Source organism: Trichodesmium erythraeum IMS101 (assembly GCF_000014265.1).
GTDB classification, from domain to species: domain Bacteria; phylum Cyanobacteriota; class Cyanobacteriia; order Cyanobacteriales; family Microcoleaceae; genus Trichodesmium; species Trichodesmium erythraeum.
The window spans coordinates 3663307-3680625 of sequence record NC_008312.1 but is presented as its reverse complement, the minus strand read 5'-3'; the positions used below and the strand labels follow the sequence as shown (position 1 = coordinate 3680625).

General features: G+C 36.9%; 11 protein-coding genes. 1 reads left to right on the top strand and 10 read right to left on the bottom strand.

Annotation, left to right across the window (positions count from 1 at the left end; translation table 11 throughout):
- Nucleotides 1-258: 258 nt before the first annotated feature.
- Complete coding sequence (locus tag TERY_RS11365) at nucleotides 259-918, bottom strand: HEAT repeat domain-containing protein (protein ID WP_044137430.1); 660 nt, start codon at nucleotides 916-918, stop codon at nucleotides 259-261.
- A 107-nt stretch (nucleotides 919-1025) separates the two neighbouring features.
- Here TERY_RS11365 and TERY_RS11360 point away from each other — a divergent pair, with 107 nt between their 5' ends.
- Nucleotides 1026-1268, top strand: coding sequence for a hypothetical protein (locus TERY_RS11360; protein ID WP_011611968.1), 243 nt, complete (start codon nucleotides 1026-1028; stop codon nucleotides 1266-1268).
- A 720-nt stretch (nucleotides 1269-1988) separates the two neighbouring features.
- Here the strand turns inward: TERY_RS11360 and TERY_RS11355 are convergent.
- The 9 genes from TERY_RS11355 to TERY_RS11310 all read right to left on the bottom strand — a co-directional run bounded on the left by TERY_RS11355 (nucleotide 1989) and on the right by TERY_RS11310 (nucleotide 17209).
- Nucleotides 1989-3896, bottom strand: coding sequence for a GTPase (locus TERY_RS11355; protein WP_011611967.1), 1908 nt, complete (start codon nucleotides 3894-3896; stop codon nucleotides 1989-1991).
- A 278-nt stretch (nucleotides 3897-4174) separates the two neighbouring features.
- Entirely contained in the window at nucleotides 4175-4495 is a 321-nt protein-coding gene (locus TERY_RS11350) for a hypothetical protein (RefSeq protein ID WP_011611966.1), read from the bottom strand.
- A 424-nt stretch (nucleotides 4496-4919) separates the two neighbouring features.
- Complete coding sequence (locus TERY_RS11345; protein ID WP_011611965.1) at nucleotides 4920-8054, bottom strand: efflux RND transporter permease subunit; 3135 nt, start codon at nucleotides 8052-8054, stop codon at nucleotides 4920-4922.
- 152 nt (nucleotides 8055-8206) lie between these two features.
- Nucleotides 8207-10036: an efflux RND transporter periplasmic adaptor subunit gene (locus TERY_RS25205; RefSeq protein WP_011611964.1), complete on the bottom strand. Its 1830-nt coding sequence runs from the start codon at nucleotides 10034-10036 to the stop codon at nucleotides 8207-8209.
- An 834-nt stretch (nucleotides 10037-10870) separates the two neighbouring features.
- Complete coding sequence (locus TERY_RS11325; RefSeq protein WP_155994396.1) at nucleotides 10871-11740, bottom strand: hypothetical protein; 870 nt, start codon at nucleotides 11738-11740, stop codon at nucleotides 10871-10873.
- Between the two features lie 6 nt (nucleotides 11741-11746).
- Nucleotides 11747-13732 carry a hypothetical protein gene (locus tag TERY_RS11320; protein ID WP_011611962.1) on the bottom strand — a complete coding sequence of 662 codons (1986 nt, stop codon included), beginning with the start codon at nucleotides 13730-13732 and terminating at the stop codon, nucleotides 11747-11749.
- 45 nt (nucleotides 13733-13777) lie between these two features.
- Complete coding sequence (locus TERY_RS36785) at nucleotides 13778-14158, bottom strand: dynamin family protein (RefSeq protein WP_370497079.1); 381 nt, start codon at nucleotides 14156-14158, stop codon at nucleotides 13778-13780.
- Between the two features lie 180 nt (nucleotides 14159-14338).
- A complete protein-coding gene (locus tag TERY_RS11315) occupies nucleotides 14339-15376 on the bottom strand; it encodes a hypothetical protein (RefSeq protein WP_044137425.1) in 1038 nt (345 codons plus the stop codon).
- Between the two features lie 510 nt (nucleotides 15377-15886).
- Nucleotides 15887-17209, bottom strand: a complete 1323-nt coding sequence (locus TERY_RS11310; protein WP_044137423.1) for a YcjF family protein — start codon at nucleotides 17207-17209, stop codon at nucleotides 15887-15889.
- Between the last annotated feature and the right edge of the window lie 110 nt (nucleotides 17210-17319).

The window sequence follows — 17319 nt, the reverse complement described above, 5'->3', positions numbered from 1 at the left end:
GCAACAAAGCCACTAAAAAAAAGAAAAATTAAGGGGTTTTTTTGTTGTCTAAAATAGTCATAGTCTTGTAGGGACGTTGTGTGCAACGTCCCAGAGTGGGTTATCATTTTTTAATCTAGTTCATTAACCCAAAAACTACTGTAAGTAGTTGATTAAATACAGCATTACCCAAATATGGTGGGGACGTTTATAAATATTCCAACTCAGTTAGAGATTACTTTTAACTTTTGACTTGTGCATAGTACTATGCTATAATTTTTATGATAGCGAGCTCTCTAAAGCAGCTGCTACTACTTTATAATTGTCATCTTTGCTAAGATAATTCAAAGCTGCTTTTGCTTGAGGAACGTCAAATTTCCCTAACCCTTGAGCAGCTCGTAACCGGATATTCCAAGATTCGGCACTGACAAAAGCTAATAGTTTTTGCAAAGCCTCAGTTTCCTTCTTTGTCCCTGCTAACTTACCTAAAGCACTAATGGCAACTTCCTGCACTGTTGTATCTTCATCAGCGATCGCGCACATACACACTTCGTATAGTGCTTCAGGAAATGGCATATCTATCAGAGGTGCCAGAATGCTCCGACGCATCAACCAATTATTGTCTTGGCGAAATTTTTCTACTAAAAAAGGAATTGCTTGGGCTCCAAACTTAGATAGAGAATTTGCTGCTTCCGCTCGCACGTTGTAGTCTGGGTCATTTTGCATCATTTCTAGCAATATTTTAAAACCTTCAGGAGTACGTTTATTCCCTAACCCCATTGCCACAAATGAACGGACTAGAAATTCTGGGTCTTGTTGTCTGGTTTTTAGCAGGGGAACTACAATTTCACTCTCGTAGTTCCTTAACTCAGTCAGTGCTTTCAATCTTTCTTGAGAATCAGAACTTTTCAAGTATACCTGAATTTGTTTAATTTCCATAATAATTTGGGAATTTTGTTTACCTTTCTTTACATATACTAGCAACTAATCCCTAAATCTAGGATGATAAATTGTAGAAAAATACCAAAATTAATGAGAAAATTATTATGTCTGAAACTTTAAAAGCTAATACTTCAGTACCAACAACCCAAGAAAAAGAAATAGAAGAAGTCATCAAAGGACTAGAACAATATCGGGAACGTATTATTAATGAAACCCTAGAACAAGCCAAAAAAGTAAAAATTCCTAAGGCTAAAGCAATGGCCAATTTGGAACAACATCCAGAATTGTCCAAAATTGATCAAGCTCTTAATGAATTGCGTTCTGCCACACAACATCAAATGCGATAACCTACAGCTTAATATTCAAGAACTCTCTGCTGAAGTTCTATATCTTTAAAGTTCAAAACTGTGGTGAGGGAAACCCTGGCTAAAGAATCTTGTATTAATTTTGTAAGGGCAAAATTAGGAGTATCTTAAACAGGACTTATACCATTTATCAAAAACTTTTCAACTTGATATTTGATTAGGGAAATAATACCATTTCACGAAAGTCATGCATTTATGCATTAAGATTTTCTAGGCTCAAAACTTTTATGCTATAGTCATTTCATAAAATTATTTCACATTTGTTGTATATAAATGATAAGCAGTGTAGCCTAAGTTAATAAAATTGGTATTATTTCCTTTACATTAATTATTTAATAACTGAAGTTTTACAAAAAGTTAGCAATAATGCATGATAATTGGTATGATAAACCAACATTAAAAGCTCAAAATAAGTAACTAGGTTTAACAAATTTAGTGAATTTGTGGGACTTGTTAGCCCTGAAAACTAGGAAACTAGATATATAACTGGTGGTTCTCAGCCAACACATAAAGGAAACTTCTGCTTATGACTAACTCTTGTGTCCTTGATGGTGAAATTTCATCCGCACCTCTATCCTACAAAAAGAGAGGCTTATTAACCTCCCAAACCGTTGTGGTGGGAGGTTAGGGAAGAGGTGTTTGTCAAAAGGATTAATCAACCCCTCGTGGTACTTCTCAAACAGCCTCTTAGTTAGAGAATAATTAGATTTTTAAATAATTATTAAACCGCTGTTGCAATTGTATAATACTCAAATCCTGCATCCAATATTCTACCAAAGCGTGACCAAATGCCCAAGCATTAAGGTCTGGTGCAGCAGGATTTTCTAATAATAAAGGCCACAATGCTAACAGATCAAAACTGCCCAAATTTGTATCCTCACTCAATAAGGAAAATAAATCATAAGCCATCTGTAATTTACCAATAACTATAGGCAAATCTTCCACAGGAATTTTTTCTGCTAGCACATAAGCTAAAGCTGGTGAACCTGTTGTTAAAGTAGAAATAAACTGCAATACTGGGCTTTTCAATAAAGCAGTTAATCCTTGAGTAGTAGCCATTTGAAAAGTATAATGGTTAATAATTTGAGCTGCTGCTACAGAACGAGCTTTGCGATCGCACAAAAACTTAGCTAGACGTAGTTGTTTAGCAGGAGCAATAGCTTCTAAGAGTGACAAAGATATGGCATCAACATTCCAACCATTTCTATTATTTTTAATATCCGCCGTTACAACAGGTAAAACTTGACTACAAAAATCTCCCAAAATTTCTGCCCGATATTGAGTCGCCTCCCGAATAGATTTTTCCTTAGCATTTTTGCCCCAGATCCAATCATAAGGTGGTTGCCATTCCCGTATCGGTCGTAAACGGTCGACTTGGGTTATAATTATAATAGTAGGCAAATTAGCAACTTCTCCTTTGAGATCTTGGAGAAAATCTATATCCATTTGCAAGGCAGGGTCAAGAGCAGGGTTAACTAACAACAATAAATCAACAGTTTTAGCATAGTCAAGCACCAATTCTCGCAGGTCGGCACGGTTAACTTGTTCATAACCAGGAGTATCCCAAAGGTTAAGAATTTCTCCCATTTGAGTTTGCCACTGATAATTTTTAATTTCATCCGTGCTTGGCAACACATCGACCTCAGCACGCTCTGCAGCAAATAGAGTATTAATTAAACTACTTTTTCCTGCTCCCGTACGCCCCACCAATAAAATATTAACAGGTTTTTGCTCAACAGTTTCCGTCGGTTGAGCTTGTGCCAGAATTTGTTCGAGAGTTTTAGTTTCTGCTTTCGGGAGAGTCTGAGTAGAAATAGCAGAGTCTAAAAATTCTAACTTACTACCTCCATAAATAGCGATCGCCTGTTGAGACAAATTTCGCAACGCCACTTCCCGCAATATTTGACTCAAATTAGCCAACAATTGCTGATTTGCTCGTTCATTGTAACCGCGACTTGCGACTTTAGCGGCTGCTGCTACAGGGTTAAGTAACCATTGCGCCCAACCCAAAACTTGGAAAAGTTTTCGAGCTGAGGGTTCTAACTTCCGATAAATTTCATATCCCTGATATGCTTGACCAACAGTTATTTGATTCAGGGTAGGGGATAATTTTTGTATCCATCTGTCTATGTCATCAACAGTACCTCGAATTAAACTGTAAGCTTGAGGGATATAAATATTAAGTAGAGGATATTTGACTTCGGGATAGTAAGCATGAGCAACAGCAGCCACCACTTCTTGACAACGTTGCCAGAATATTTGCCAGTCTTCCCAGAATGGAGGGTCGTTACGGCATGATTTGATAATTTCTTGGAGAGTGATCTCTAGTTGTTTAGTGGCTTCGTTTTCTAAAGGTTGGTTTCTCGTGTTGTCTATGGCGGGAATTTCTTTGTTAACTTCTGCTATTACTTCTTCCATTTGTGCAACTGTAGGTCGAGTCCATTTGACTAGCAACCTACGCCAGCCGACAAAAATAAGGATGAATATTCCCCAGACCCAGTTAATACCCCAATTATTTATTTGTCTGCCAGCGGATATCATTAGGAAGGCTACTACAGCAAGAGGGGGAATAGCGAGTATTGCTAAGTGCCACTTTTTTAATTTTACCATAGTGAGATGTATTAAGTTTGTATATTAGACATCTCTAGGAAAGGTTTTCAAGCCCTTACGCTGACGTAACAAAACCAGCATTTTTGTAGATGTCTATTGAAAAGTTTAGCTTAAATTTTTCTCTAAAGTTAGTAGTGGCGTAACACGCCTAAAATGTTTTAAGAGTAAGGCTGTTTCCCCAGACTCTCAAGTGCTTACAAGCAAGGTTTTAGGTAGATACAATGGTACTTTTAGAGAATAAGCTGAATAATACATTAATTAAAATAAAAAAATAAAACTTATTTATTTTCTAAGTTTAGTGGACCTTTTGCTTGTACTACACTCTCCCTCAGAGCGCTACCTTTGGGTCGCTCTATATCCCTCCACCAGGAGGCACTCCTTCTAAAAGTTGTACCAGTAGAGCTTGCTGCTGTTCCGGGAGCAAAGGTTTTGCTCCCTGGTTCTGGTGACGACCATCTGCATTCGCTGCTGGTCTTCCTTTGTAAAACCGTTGAGCTTTTGCGGAACCGATGGGCAGCTATATCGCCTCTTACCATTGCAAGCTCAACCCAGTCACTGTAGCTACTTCTTAACTCTTGGAACCGCCAATAGCCAGACAATGTCCCACTGAGTTGGTTTGGAGATAGACTAAGGTAGTTTGATTTCGTTTTTTTCCTAAAGTCTAGCTGCAGAAATATGCTCTTTGAGACTCAAACGCTTTCCCATTGCTTTAATGTCTGCTTATTCTTAGTTACATATACATATACTATATAACCTCATTCTAGATCACGAATAAATTTAAAGTTATGCCTAGAGCATTTGTTTTGAATATTTTTAGTTTGCAGGTTTAATAATATGGCTACTTTTTCTGTAGATAAAATCCAGTTGTGTTCGCGCTATTCATTTTAGCTTACCTAGTGCTACCTTTTTGATACCCTTTAGATATACCTTAGCTATATTTTAAAGCATGAAAGTTGTAACAACCATCTTAATTTATCTTTAATTATACCATTGAATAGGCTGTAAATTTGGATTTACTCATATTTACTTGCTCGAGTAGCTTTGTACCTTAATGTGGTTTTCATAATTTTTTGCAACCAAGTCAACGTAACTAAATAACACAGGCACTACTACTAACGTTAATAACGTTGACACAGTTAAACCACCAATGACAGCGATCGCCATGGGACTTCTGACTGGACCTCCTGCTCCTAATTCTAGGGCAATAGGTAACATTCCGGCCATGGTTGAAAATGTAGTCATTAAAATTGGCCGCAAGCGAGAAATACCAGCTTCTCGGACTGCATGGAACCGAGCCATTCCTTTTTCTTCATTGGCTAAGGAACAGTCTACTAACAAAATCGCATTTTTTGTCACCAAACCCATCAACAGTACAATTCCAATTAAAGCAAACAAACCTAACTCTTTCTGGAAAATTAGCAACCCTAACAATGCACCACCAATTGATAAAGGTAATGCTACCAAAATTACTATAGGATAAAGAAAGTTATTGTATAGTAACACTAAAATTGCATAAATACACAATACTGATAAACCTAAAGCACTTGCAAAACCATTAAACACATCCATCATAAGTTTTGCACTACCATCAGATTGTTCACTGATATCAAGAGGTAGTGGATTTATTGCTGGTAATGATTTAACCTCTGTTAGTGCATCTCCCAGAGAAATACCCTGTAAATTTGCCCCAAAGGAAACTTGACGATAACGGTTAAAACGTTTTATTTGCGCAGGTCCACTACCGACACTAATCTCAGCTACTGCAGATAATGGTACCAACCTACCATTTTTACTGGGAATGCGTAAATTTTTAATTACATCTAAGTCATTTCTAAATTCCTCTGCCAATTGTACCCGAATTGGAATTTGACGATCTGCCAGATCAAACTTAGCTAAATTTTTCTCATTATCTCCGATAGTAGCTAATGATGCGGTACGAGCGATCGCCTGTACTGAAACTCCTAAATCTCCTGCTCTGGCAGGTAATGGTTGGATCAAAATTTCTGGTTTCACTAAACTAGCACTAGAAGTCACATCCACCAACCCCGGAACCTCTCGCATTTGTCGTTCTAAAGCATCAGATGTCTGTTGTAAAGTAACTGCATTGTCGCTGTTCAGAACAATGGTTAAATCCTTACCCGTACCCCCAGCACCCATACTAACAAAATTAATTCGTGCTCCTGGAATATTCTGAAATAATGGTCGTGCCTGTTTTTCAAATTCTTTTTGAGAAAAATTTCTTTCTTTTCTGGGTAAGATCGTAACGTATAATCTACTTTTGTTCACAAATTCGCTACCCACATTAGCAAATACGCTAGTGACAACTTGATTTTCTTGTAACAGTTGCATTATTTGTTGTGTGGCTTGTTCTGTTTCTGCTAAAGTTGAACCAGGAGACAATTCTAGGGAAACTATACTCACTCCCCGATCCTCAGCACCAGTTAATCCTTTCGGAAGTAGTGGAATCAGTTGCAAACTACTAATAAAAAAGATAACTGCAATAGCTAAGGTGATAATTTTATGGCGTAATGCCCAATTTAGTAACTGACTGTAAGGGCGAAATTTTCTTTGTTTGTAATTGTGTTCTGGAAAACCAGGAGATGTTTTTAGCCGTCTATGTTTCAATAACCGCGCACCCAACATTGGTGTCATTGTAGTCGCAACTAATGTAGAAAACATGGTGGCAACTGCTACAGTAATGCCGAATGGTTTGAAAAACTTACCTGGTATCCCACCCATAAACGCTACAGGTAAAAAGACTGCAACTATTGTAGCAGTTGTTGCAACTACTGCCAAACCAATTTCTGCTGACCCATCCAAAGCTGCTTGGAACGGATTTTTTCCCTTGTTAATATGTTGTTCGATATTCTCGATCATACAAATAGCATCATCTACTAAGTTACCCATTGCCAATGCTAGTGCTAATAGAGTCATCCCATCTAGAGTGTAATTGAGAGCTCTCATTACCAAAAAAGTAGGGAGTATTGATAATGGTAATGCTACTGCTGTCACTATAGTTGGTCGCCAGTCTCGTAAAAATATACCAACAATTATGACAGTGAGTATGGAACCAATAACTAAAGCGTCTATTGATGCTTGATATGATTGTTCAATATCTGTTGCCAGAGTAAAAATGAGTTGTAAATCTACATCTTCTGGCAATGTTTTTTCAAGTTTGGCAACTGTTTTCCGTACATTTTTTTCTACAGTAACTAAGGTACTGCCTGTACTGCGAACTACCCCGAAAGCTACAACTGGTTTACCAATATTATTTCTGACTAAGTTTTGTTCAGAACCTAAAGCTTTACCCTCACTATTTTTTTCTAATAACCAAGCTGTTTGTCTAGTTTCCTCAAAACCATCAATGACTTTTCCTACACTGGAAAGGGGAACGGCACCACCCGAAGGCAGAATAATTTGATATTCTTTCAATGCCTCTACTGTCTCAGCACTCCCTAAAGTCCGAATATTTTTTTCTGTACCTCCTGTTTGAGAACGTCCTCCTGGTATGTTAGCATTCAAAGCACGAATTTGATCGTTAACTTGAGTAGCAGTAATACCCAGACTTTCTAGTCTTTGGGGACTTAGTTCTATGAGTATTTCGCGGTCAGCTCCCCCAATACGGTTAATTTGAGAAACACCAGGAACATTGAGAATAGCTCGACTAATTTCTTTGTCAACCAATTCGCTTAACTCTTCTACAGACCGTTTGTCAGAAGCGACAGCATAAGTCATTATTGGTCCGTCTCCACCTATTTCTATTCTTGTAATAATGGGGTCATTAACATCTGGGGGTAAATCTTGGCGAATTTTATCTATGGCATTGCGAACATCGTTAGTAGCGCGATCACTATCTACTCCTAAGTCAAAACTAATAACAGTTGTAGATAGTCCATCGGTTACGGTTGATTTTAGTTGCTCAATATCTCCTAAACCTGCCACAGCATCTTCAACTTTTTTTGTGACTTGTGTTTCTAATTCTGTCGGACCTGCTCCTTGTTGAGTTACTGTTACTGATACTAGGGGAATATCAATATTGGGTAAGTTGTCTATTCCTAATTGAAAAAATGACATTAGCCCTACTACTGTTAAAACCAAAAACATGACCAAAGTAGGAACTGGTTTTTTGATAGACCAAGCTGATAGATGAAATGACATAGTTAATTCAAAATATAAAATTTTAGCTGACTTTTAAGTATTGTGATGTTATTTGATATCTAAATCATGAACGGAGTTAATTGAGTATTGATTACTATGCAACTATTGGAATTATGACGATATTTTTATTTCACAATTATTAGAGGTTAATTTTACTCAATAACTTTAACTATATCTCCATCTTTCAAATAACCTGCACCTGCTAATACTACTTTATTACCTAAATCTAAACCCTTTTTTACTTCAATTTCAGCATTAGCTAAATCACTATTTTTACCTAAAATTTTTCCTACTTCTACAGGCATAGCTTTAACTTTATTATTACTTTGCAAAACATAAACAATAGACTGCCCATCTGTTTGAGGTAATACTGCTTTTGCTGGAATTTTTAATCCTTGATTTGTAGCAGTTGTAATTTTTGCCCGCAAAAACATTCCTGGTCGTAATAAATCACTATTAGGTAGGTCTATTTTGACAGTAGCTTCGCGAGTTTGTTCATTAACTAATGGTGCTATTTGTCTCACTATTCCTGAAATTTTTATCCTACTATCAGCATCAGAACTAATATTAACTTTTGTGCCAATTTTAACTTGTGGTAACTGAGTTTCTGGTACTTCTAATTGTAATTCTAATTGATTATCTTTAATAATTGAAAATAATTTTTTACTACTAGAACTCACATCACCAACACGAGCTATCCGTTCTGCTAATATACCATTTGCTGGAGCTTTCACTAAAGTCTGTGAGAGCTGAGTTTGTTTTTCTTCTAGGCGAGCTTCGTCACTGCTAACACTTGACATAGCACTATTAATATTGGATAATGCACTATTAACTTCTGCTTGAGCGCTACTAATATTAGCTTTAGCACTATTAACTTTAGCCTCTGCACTCCGTAGTTGAGCTATTGTACTACTGAGACTTGCTTGTGCACTTTCTACCCTAGCTTCTGCACTCCTAACATTTGATCCAGCAATGTCAACCTTAGCTTGAGCACTATCAATATTCGCTTCAGCAATGTCAACCTTAGCTTGAGCACTATCAATATTCGCTTCAGCAATGTCAACCTTAGCTTGAGCACTATTAATATTAGCTTTAGCAACTCGAACCCCTTCCCTAGCTGTTTTCGTAGCCGTGCTACGAGTTTCTAATTCTTGAGAACTAATAACACCCTCCCCTCTCAGAGTTTGATATCGCTCAAAATCTCTCAGGGTTTGTTCTTCGTTAGCTTGAGCTTCTGATAACCTAGCTTCAGTTTGCGCTACAAACGCCAGGGTGTCATCCCGACTTGCTTGGGTTTGTCTAAGAGCGGCAAAAGCATCATCCCGACTTGCTTGAGTTTGTTTGAGAGCGGCAAAAGCATCATCCCGACTTGCTTGAGCTTGTTTGAGAGCAGCGATCGCCTCATCTTTACCTGCTTGAGCCTGAGTAATAGTAGCTTTGACACCATCACGTTCTGCTCTTGCTTGTTCCCAAGCAGCAATAGCTTGCTCCACACCTACTTTCGTCTTACTGTGAACAGCCCTTCTTTGCTCTACTTGACTGCGAGCTGATGCTACTTGAGATTTAGCTTGGTTAATTTTCGATTTCAAAACGGAGTCATCTAAAATTGCCATTACCTGACCTTGAGTAACTGTTTCCCCTTCCTCTACCAAGACTTGTTGAATTTGTAACCCACTCACCTGGGGTAACACTGGTAATAGATCGAAGGCAACAACGCTACCTGTAGCATTAAGGGTGCGTTCTACCCTTGCTAATTCTACTCTTGCCACTGTCACGCTCATAGTGGGGGCCAAATTAGTCTCTATTGCACCTTTAATGGCTTGGGTAGAAGTGGTATTAGCTTCAGTCTTTTGCTTTTGTCTAGAAACTTGCATACTCACTAAACTAGCAATTACACCAATGCCAATACCAATAATTAGTCCTTGCCATTTCCCTCTATTTTCTGAAGTAATGACTTTTCCAGTTCGATAATTTATAGCCATAAAATAAAATTAGTTTTTAGTTTTTATTTTTTAATATAATTTTCTATGATTATATTTACCCTCTCACATTTTACCCCTGATAATTAAAAATTATTAAAAATTATTAAAAATTATTAAGCTTGTCAGAAATAATCGTACAAAACATATAGATACAATTATATTATTGATTAAATATAATTATAAAAACTCAGGTTAAGAAAAAATTAAGCGTTGGTAAATCAAATGATGAAACCTAAATTAGGCAAAATTAAAAATTATTGTCAGTAGGACTTACGAAGAATGACTATATCCAGTAGAGAGAGCAGATATTTAACCCCTACAGATAGCTTGTTTTCTAGGAGTTGGCATAACTCCTGTATGGATAGTAGATATTTAAGAACATCCCCAGCAAGCAGTTGATAACTAGACATCTCCAGAAAAGGTTCTCAAACCATTGCTTACTTCACCCCTACTTTAGTCTGACTGTAAGTAGATATTCTCTACTATGCTTGAGTGTAAGCTAATTCTACTTGAGATGGCGTTTAGCATAATTGGCTACACTTCTATCCCTTTTCAAACAGCTTCTAAACAAAGATGGTTAATTGTTGAAAGTGCAGAGGAAAAAAAAGCGATATCGAGAAGAGTTGAATCGAAAATTAAACAAAAAAAAAAGACACCATTAAACCTAGTATAAGAATAATAAAAAGCTGGATTTAATACAGTTAATCCAGCTCAAAATTATTTTCAATTTATCAAGAAAAAACTTAACTTTTAGAGTGTGTAATTGAGATAAATTAGGGGAAAAATACAAACTGCATAATATAAATAAGCAGCTTGATCATTCATTTTTACGCCCTAAATACGAATAAATTTTTCTAGGCCAGATAAATCTTTGAGACGAGCCACTTCTTTTAAAGCAAACTCTGCATTCTCTGGTAGATTGTTCTTCAACGCCAAACGGTTCTTTTTATCAATAAGATTTTTGCCTCCAGAATTGATATCAATCCTGATATAAACGTCTCGTTGACTATTAGGTAAAATCTCTTTTTCTTTGGCGATTTTTAAGTATTCTTGCTCATTTGAATCAGCTACTTTACATGTTGTACATAAGAAGTATGCAGTATTGTCTATGAGGTATTTTACACTATTAACACTTAATAAACTAGAGTTGGTTTCTAGAGTGCTGGCTATCCTCGCTGGAACAACAAGACACAACGAAGCGGGAATTGGAGGAGGAGAAGGCTGCTCTTTTCTTTCTTGAGAAATAACTTTCTTTCTTTCTGATTTTTTTCGTTCTTTATCAAGATAATCCCGACAAGCAAGAAATCCAACTAATGTACAAGCCCCTATAATAATCAACCTAATTTCTATCATTTTATCATCTCCTGCTTGTATTTTTTTTGATGTTGTTTTTTCTCTGTATTCCCAAACATTACCTATCTTTTGTAAAATATTTTGATCCTTATTATCTAGATAATATTTTTCTAGCCTTCCTATTAAAAACTGCTTAGCTTTTTTGACGTCATCTTTTTTATCAGCATTGGCATTTATATCTAGACTTTTACATATGTCTTGAGTATTTTTTGGGGTTTGTGATTTTTCTTCTCCATGTATTATCTGAATTGCTCTATATAGTAAACCTCGTTCTTGCTTTTCTAAGTGTGGATATACTTCCTCCACAACTCGTTCATAATAATAATCATTGTCATATACGTTATTTGTCACGATCATTTAAGACCCTTTGCTTAAGATTTTTGCCAAGCTAGAAAATTCATCCGTGAGTTGTTGAGCCTTCTTTCCCATAGGTTCCCAGATATTTTTTTCTTTTTCATAATCTATAGTGACTTCTTTGCGAGCTTGATCGAGCCTTGACTGATAAGCATTAATAATACCGCTTTGAACCTCGCTTACCTTTTTATTAAGACTTTCAATTTGTTCTAGTAACCAATGTGCTATTTGCTTAACAATTTCTCCTTCTGCTTGTTGAGATTGAATTAGCCAACCATCTAGCAAATTTTCCACGCTAGGTATCTCAGCATTATCGCTAGAGCGTTTTCGATACTCGATTTCATAAAACGTTGATGTCCCCAACCATAACTTCCACCAAACCCTTTTCTGAACCTTTGTTTGTACACGCTCTTCCCAAGTTCCTTCTGTAATAGGAAATCCTGCTTTAAACTTAAAGGTAAATTTAAGCGGTCGATCAGCTGTCACCCTACTAATTTGAGAATCTGGAAACTTAATAGCCATATTTGGTGCGATATCATTTGAACCTTTTTCAATATAAGACAAGTGACAACTAAAAAGCTCTACAACCGCTTGATAAATCCTGTTTAATTCTTGGTGTGAAATCTGGTTTGCTACATCCTCAAGCACAAGATTCAAATGAGTAGCTAATAAATTTAATTCTGTGTTCAATTGTCCAAGTTCCTCTTTTTCACTCTTAGTTTTTGCCTCCATATTTTTACCTTCTTTGGCGACAGAAGCGGTATAGCCTAAACCCACAAGTCTCTTTAAGTTTGCTTCCAGTAAATTTACATAATTGTAATTGGCTTTTTTGAGTTCTGTACTCTCTATATCTACTTTTCCTGTTTCCAAAGACTCTCCAACTGCTTCCAAAACTTTGGAGATTCCTTGTGCCAGTTCTCTGCGCCATCCAAAGAGTGGGAATAACTTTTCTCCCAGGGAGTCATAGGGTTTAGCATCCATAAGTTTTATGACTGTGTTTTCTAAATACACAACAGGATCATCTTCAGACTGTTGTTTGAAAACCTGTTGAATTTTTTTACCTACTTCTTCGAAAGGTTCTCTTAAGTTGCTTGAATGAATGTCAAGGAAATGTTCAATGGATTTTCTAATGCGTTCTATCTCTTTACACTCTTGTTGATAACGATCCTCTGAACTATTAAGAATAGCCGTTGTTGTTTGTTTTGCCCACTCTACTACAGCGTTTCCCGCAGCAACATTAAAACGTTCTATTGCTTGTGGTATCACCAGTTGCGGAAAATGTTCAGTGATATGATTCTTCAAGTTGTAAAAAAAAACACCTGCATAAGACTTTTGCCACAATTCCTCTGCAACTTTGTTACGCTCAGGCTTAGACCATTTTTCTACATTGCCCACCAAATTATCTAATATATCTTCAACAATTCCATAAAACTGTTTTTTTACCTTCTTACAAGCTTTAATGTAGTCATTATTTTTATTTTGTATCTCAAGAGCCAGAAGAGCAGGCAATGTGCTAAGTTTGACAACCTGTAAATTCTCAATTTCTTCTGTATATTCTTTCAGTCGGTCACTCAACTCAGTTTTTATGCTCTTGATAGTCTTGTCAATGAAACGTTTTTCTGATCTCTCCCAATTGTTATCGGCCCTGAAAACATCAATTTTATTTAGAACGAAAAGCATCCGTGCCGGAGAACCTCCTAAGTCTTTAACTTGTGTAACGACTTCCTGTAATAAACTCCTAACTTTTTGTTTATCTGTTTCCGCACTGTTGTATGTGACGAGACATAAAGCTTCACGGCACTGTCGAATGACACTGGTATTTCCTTCATCACCTACATAAGCTAAACCAGGCAGATCCATTATCCGTACCTTAGTGCCTCTAGGAAGTTCCAGATCAGATCGTTTTAAAAATTTGAAGGGGTAGCTAATTGCAGACTGTGGACAAGCTAAGTTTGGGTTTTCCTCTCTTTGATCAATGTAATTTATCATTACCTCTTCTAAGCGTTGATAAATTTCTTCTTCACTAATACCTTGTCATTCTCCACACTCCCAGGTAGCTTCAGGTGTTTCATCAATTACTAAAGATATTTTATCGCTATATTCAATAGTAACTACTCCAGCACTCATTTCGCTTACTGCCATAGGAACAATTTCAGCTTCACATAACAAATTCACAAGTGTGCTTTTACCACTACTAGTAGTTCCTGTCGTTGCAATAGTCAGTGTTGGACTACGAAGCTCACCAAGTAGTTTTTCTAGTGCTTTCTCTAAATTATTAGAGAGTTCCTTCATCTCAGGCTGATATGTCTCAGGCAAATGCTGAGATATTTCTATATAGAAGTTATGCCAAGACTTAACTAGGAGTTGTGCTTTAAATTCAACATCTTGAAATATTTCGTTTACAGCACTACTCATTTTAATTTTGTTTTTATAGGGGTTATCGAACATTGCTGATAGAATCAACAAAGTATTCAATACTATTCATATTTGAGGTAAAACTAGCATTAGTTTAACTCCTATTTATAGGATAAACCTAGCATTGTTTTCATGCTCAGTTTCCACCTAAGTCCTAGGAAAGAAAAAGCTGAATACTAATTAATCAGTCTCCGATAGTATTTGTAAACGAACAGTTTGATTATTAAGGTCATTTAAGCTCAGTTCAATTACATTACTTGAAAGCTTATCAAGACACCCTAATAAATGTCGTAAATGAGGTGTACTAGCACCAGTATCCACAAATAATCGTTCTGATAAATTACCTAAACGCCTCCAGCTACTATAAAGTTTGGCCATTGTTGTTTCTAATTGGGCAGATTGTTTGACCAGGTCAGCAACTATATTGAGACACTCTAATCTTAAAGCTTCTTCTAATACCATTTCCATATCTAATGATGATTCGTTCAATGCTTGAACCTTGGCCGCAGCATCAAGATATTTTGATAAGTTACGAGCATCTGAGGTTAGTTGCTTGATAGTATCTAATTCTGGACTTTGTACTATTTCCTCTTGAATTGCATTTAAATGGGAATCTGGTAATTTTTCCATTTCCCGGACTAGGGGAGCTAAATAACGTGGTGGCATAGAACCAGAAGTAGCCTTGGATCTAATTTCCTCTGGAAGCAAATCCGAACTAACGGCCGTCCATTCGTCTGCTAGTTGCTTAACTTCTCGTCTAGTAATTCGATCCCCTTTTTTCGCTGCATCTGTAACCATTTGTTGGACTTCTGTGGAAGATTTAGCTGTTTCCACAAAAGCCCTTTTGCTAAAATTATTAATTGAGTCGGGGTCTAAATGTCCTTTATCCATTAAAGTATCGGCACTATTGGCCAATTCTATTAAGGCATAAGCTTGGCTTTTACCAATTTCTCTTTCTTTAAGCCAATTTAGAAATCCGCTACCCCGGCCATCGCCCCCTTTTTTTTCTCGGTCTCTAATAATTCTCAGGATACGGCCTCGCCAAATTTCGGTCTGGAGATCAAAGCGATCGCAAACTTTCCAGGCTATATCTACTACATTTTCAAACTCAGAGTCAGGAATTTCTTCATCTTCTGGGTCTGGTAGGTCTAAATTGAGTTCGGGAAAATTATTTAAAGCTTCGGCAAGAGCTTCGGGGAATTGGGGAACTTCAGATATCATAACAGAATATTATTATTGCTCAATAGTGCCGAAATATTATTGCATTATTAACTAAATAATATCAATCTCAATTAGAGTAGGGAGCTCAGAAAAAGATTTAGCCAATCAGGAAATAATAGTATAAAACCTATTGAGATATCTTTTTCTAATCATTAGCCTAACAGTTTCTTGGTTTAATCATTATTCCCATAACACAGTTATCACTTGGCCATGATTGAACCCCAAAATTCCTCAATTTCATGTATGTACATTTTTGTCAACTACCTCAAATGAACAAATATTATTTTGATCATCTTAATATCTGATGCCCTTAACATATTTTTTTAAAATTGTCACTAGTTACTTAATTTTTTTTAACAAAAGACGATAAAGTATTTTTTGTGCCTTGTAAATATAAACATTGCAGACTACAAACCCTCCAAACAATAACCAAGTTGTGACAGCTTACTTCAGCGGTCAGTACTGATAACTAATAACTAAAAAAAAGGAACAAAAAAAATGCCCATGCTAGCCTTTAAATCTTTCCTGTGCCGACTCAAAAGCCTCCTGCATTACTCCCTGAATTTTTTGTGGATCTGGCTTTTTTCCTCCCATCAAATCTCCAAAATAAACACAAGCACTTTCACCTAAAGCCCAAGTATAAGCGGCTACCCAAGAAGCAGCGATCGCGCTCCCCAACCCAGGCACAAATTTAATCAACTCTCGCCCCACTGCTTGAGCTAAAAAACCGCCACCAATAGCACTAACAACCCCTCCAGCTTGTGATGGAGAAATTGTTTGCCCATACAAATTTCCCAATAAACCCACCATCGACACTTGCAACGCTGTCAATACTGGCATAGTTGCAAAAGGCAAAGGTACTGCTGCTGCCGTAGCTGCCATAATAGTAAATGACAAAATGTAACGCCTCGCAACATCTCGGTAAATATTCCCCAGTTGTTTACTTGTTTGCTCATCTAATAATTGATGAATTGTTCGTGCTTCTGCTTCTGGGAGTAATTGTGCTAAATTATCTCTAAAGGCTTCTAAACCATAAAACACCGGGTTATACCCATCCTCTTCCAAAGTAAAGTCGAGCAATACAGAACTATTATACAACTCGGCAAAATCTTCTTTAATAGTAGCAAAAGCGCGCTGGAGCTCCTCATATTCTGGAGGATATTCGGGATGGTCCTCAGTGGAGTGAGGGTAAACTTCGTGCAGACAAGTCACAGCTAACAAACAAGGAATATTTGGATATTCCTGTCGCAACTGTTGTGCTACCTGTCGTAAAGTATCCGTAGCAAAATCATTAATTTTTACAGTCAAAATCAAGATTCTGGCGCGGTTGCTTTCCTGCTGCAACTCTGCCAAAAGCTCGTGAATAATAATAGGAGTTTCCTGTTTCACATCTCCTAACCCCACAGTATCAGTAAAAATCAACAATGGCAAATCATCAGAAGGATAAGCATAACGTTGTGTGTGTTGAGTCTGGGGGCGAAAACCTTGACCGATTATTTCTTTTGAAACCCCTGTCAAACCGCGTACTATGGAACTTTTACCTGTTTGGGGTTTACCAATTAAAATAGCCTCAGTGGTAGGAAGTTCGGCGCGTACCTTAACTAATATCTTTGCAACTTCAGCTTCATCCACAGTAAACCATTGCATTATTGTTTGCCTTGCCTTACCAATGGGGAGAAGTTTCATGAAACGTTTGTTGGTATCATTCCAAATTCCACTGACATGACTTTGCCAAGAGTCTATTTTTGATTTTGTTTTTACATCCTGAGTAGTTTGGGTAGACTGTTCAGAATTAGCTGCCGGGGAGTTAATATCATTTGTTTCAGTCATTTCAGTTATCATTTATTGTTAAAGCTTGTAGCAGAGCTTTAGTGCCAAGATAGATATTGCTTAAGCTTTACTACAAAGAAAAACTTTTTTTACAACTTAATTATCCCGAT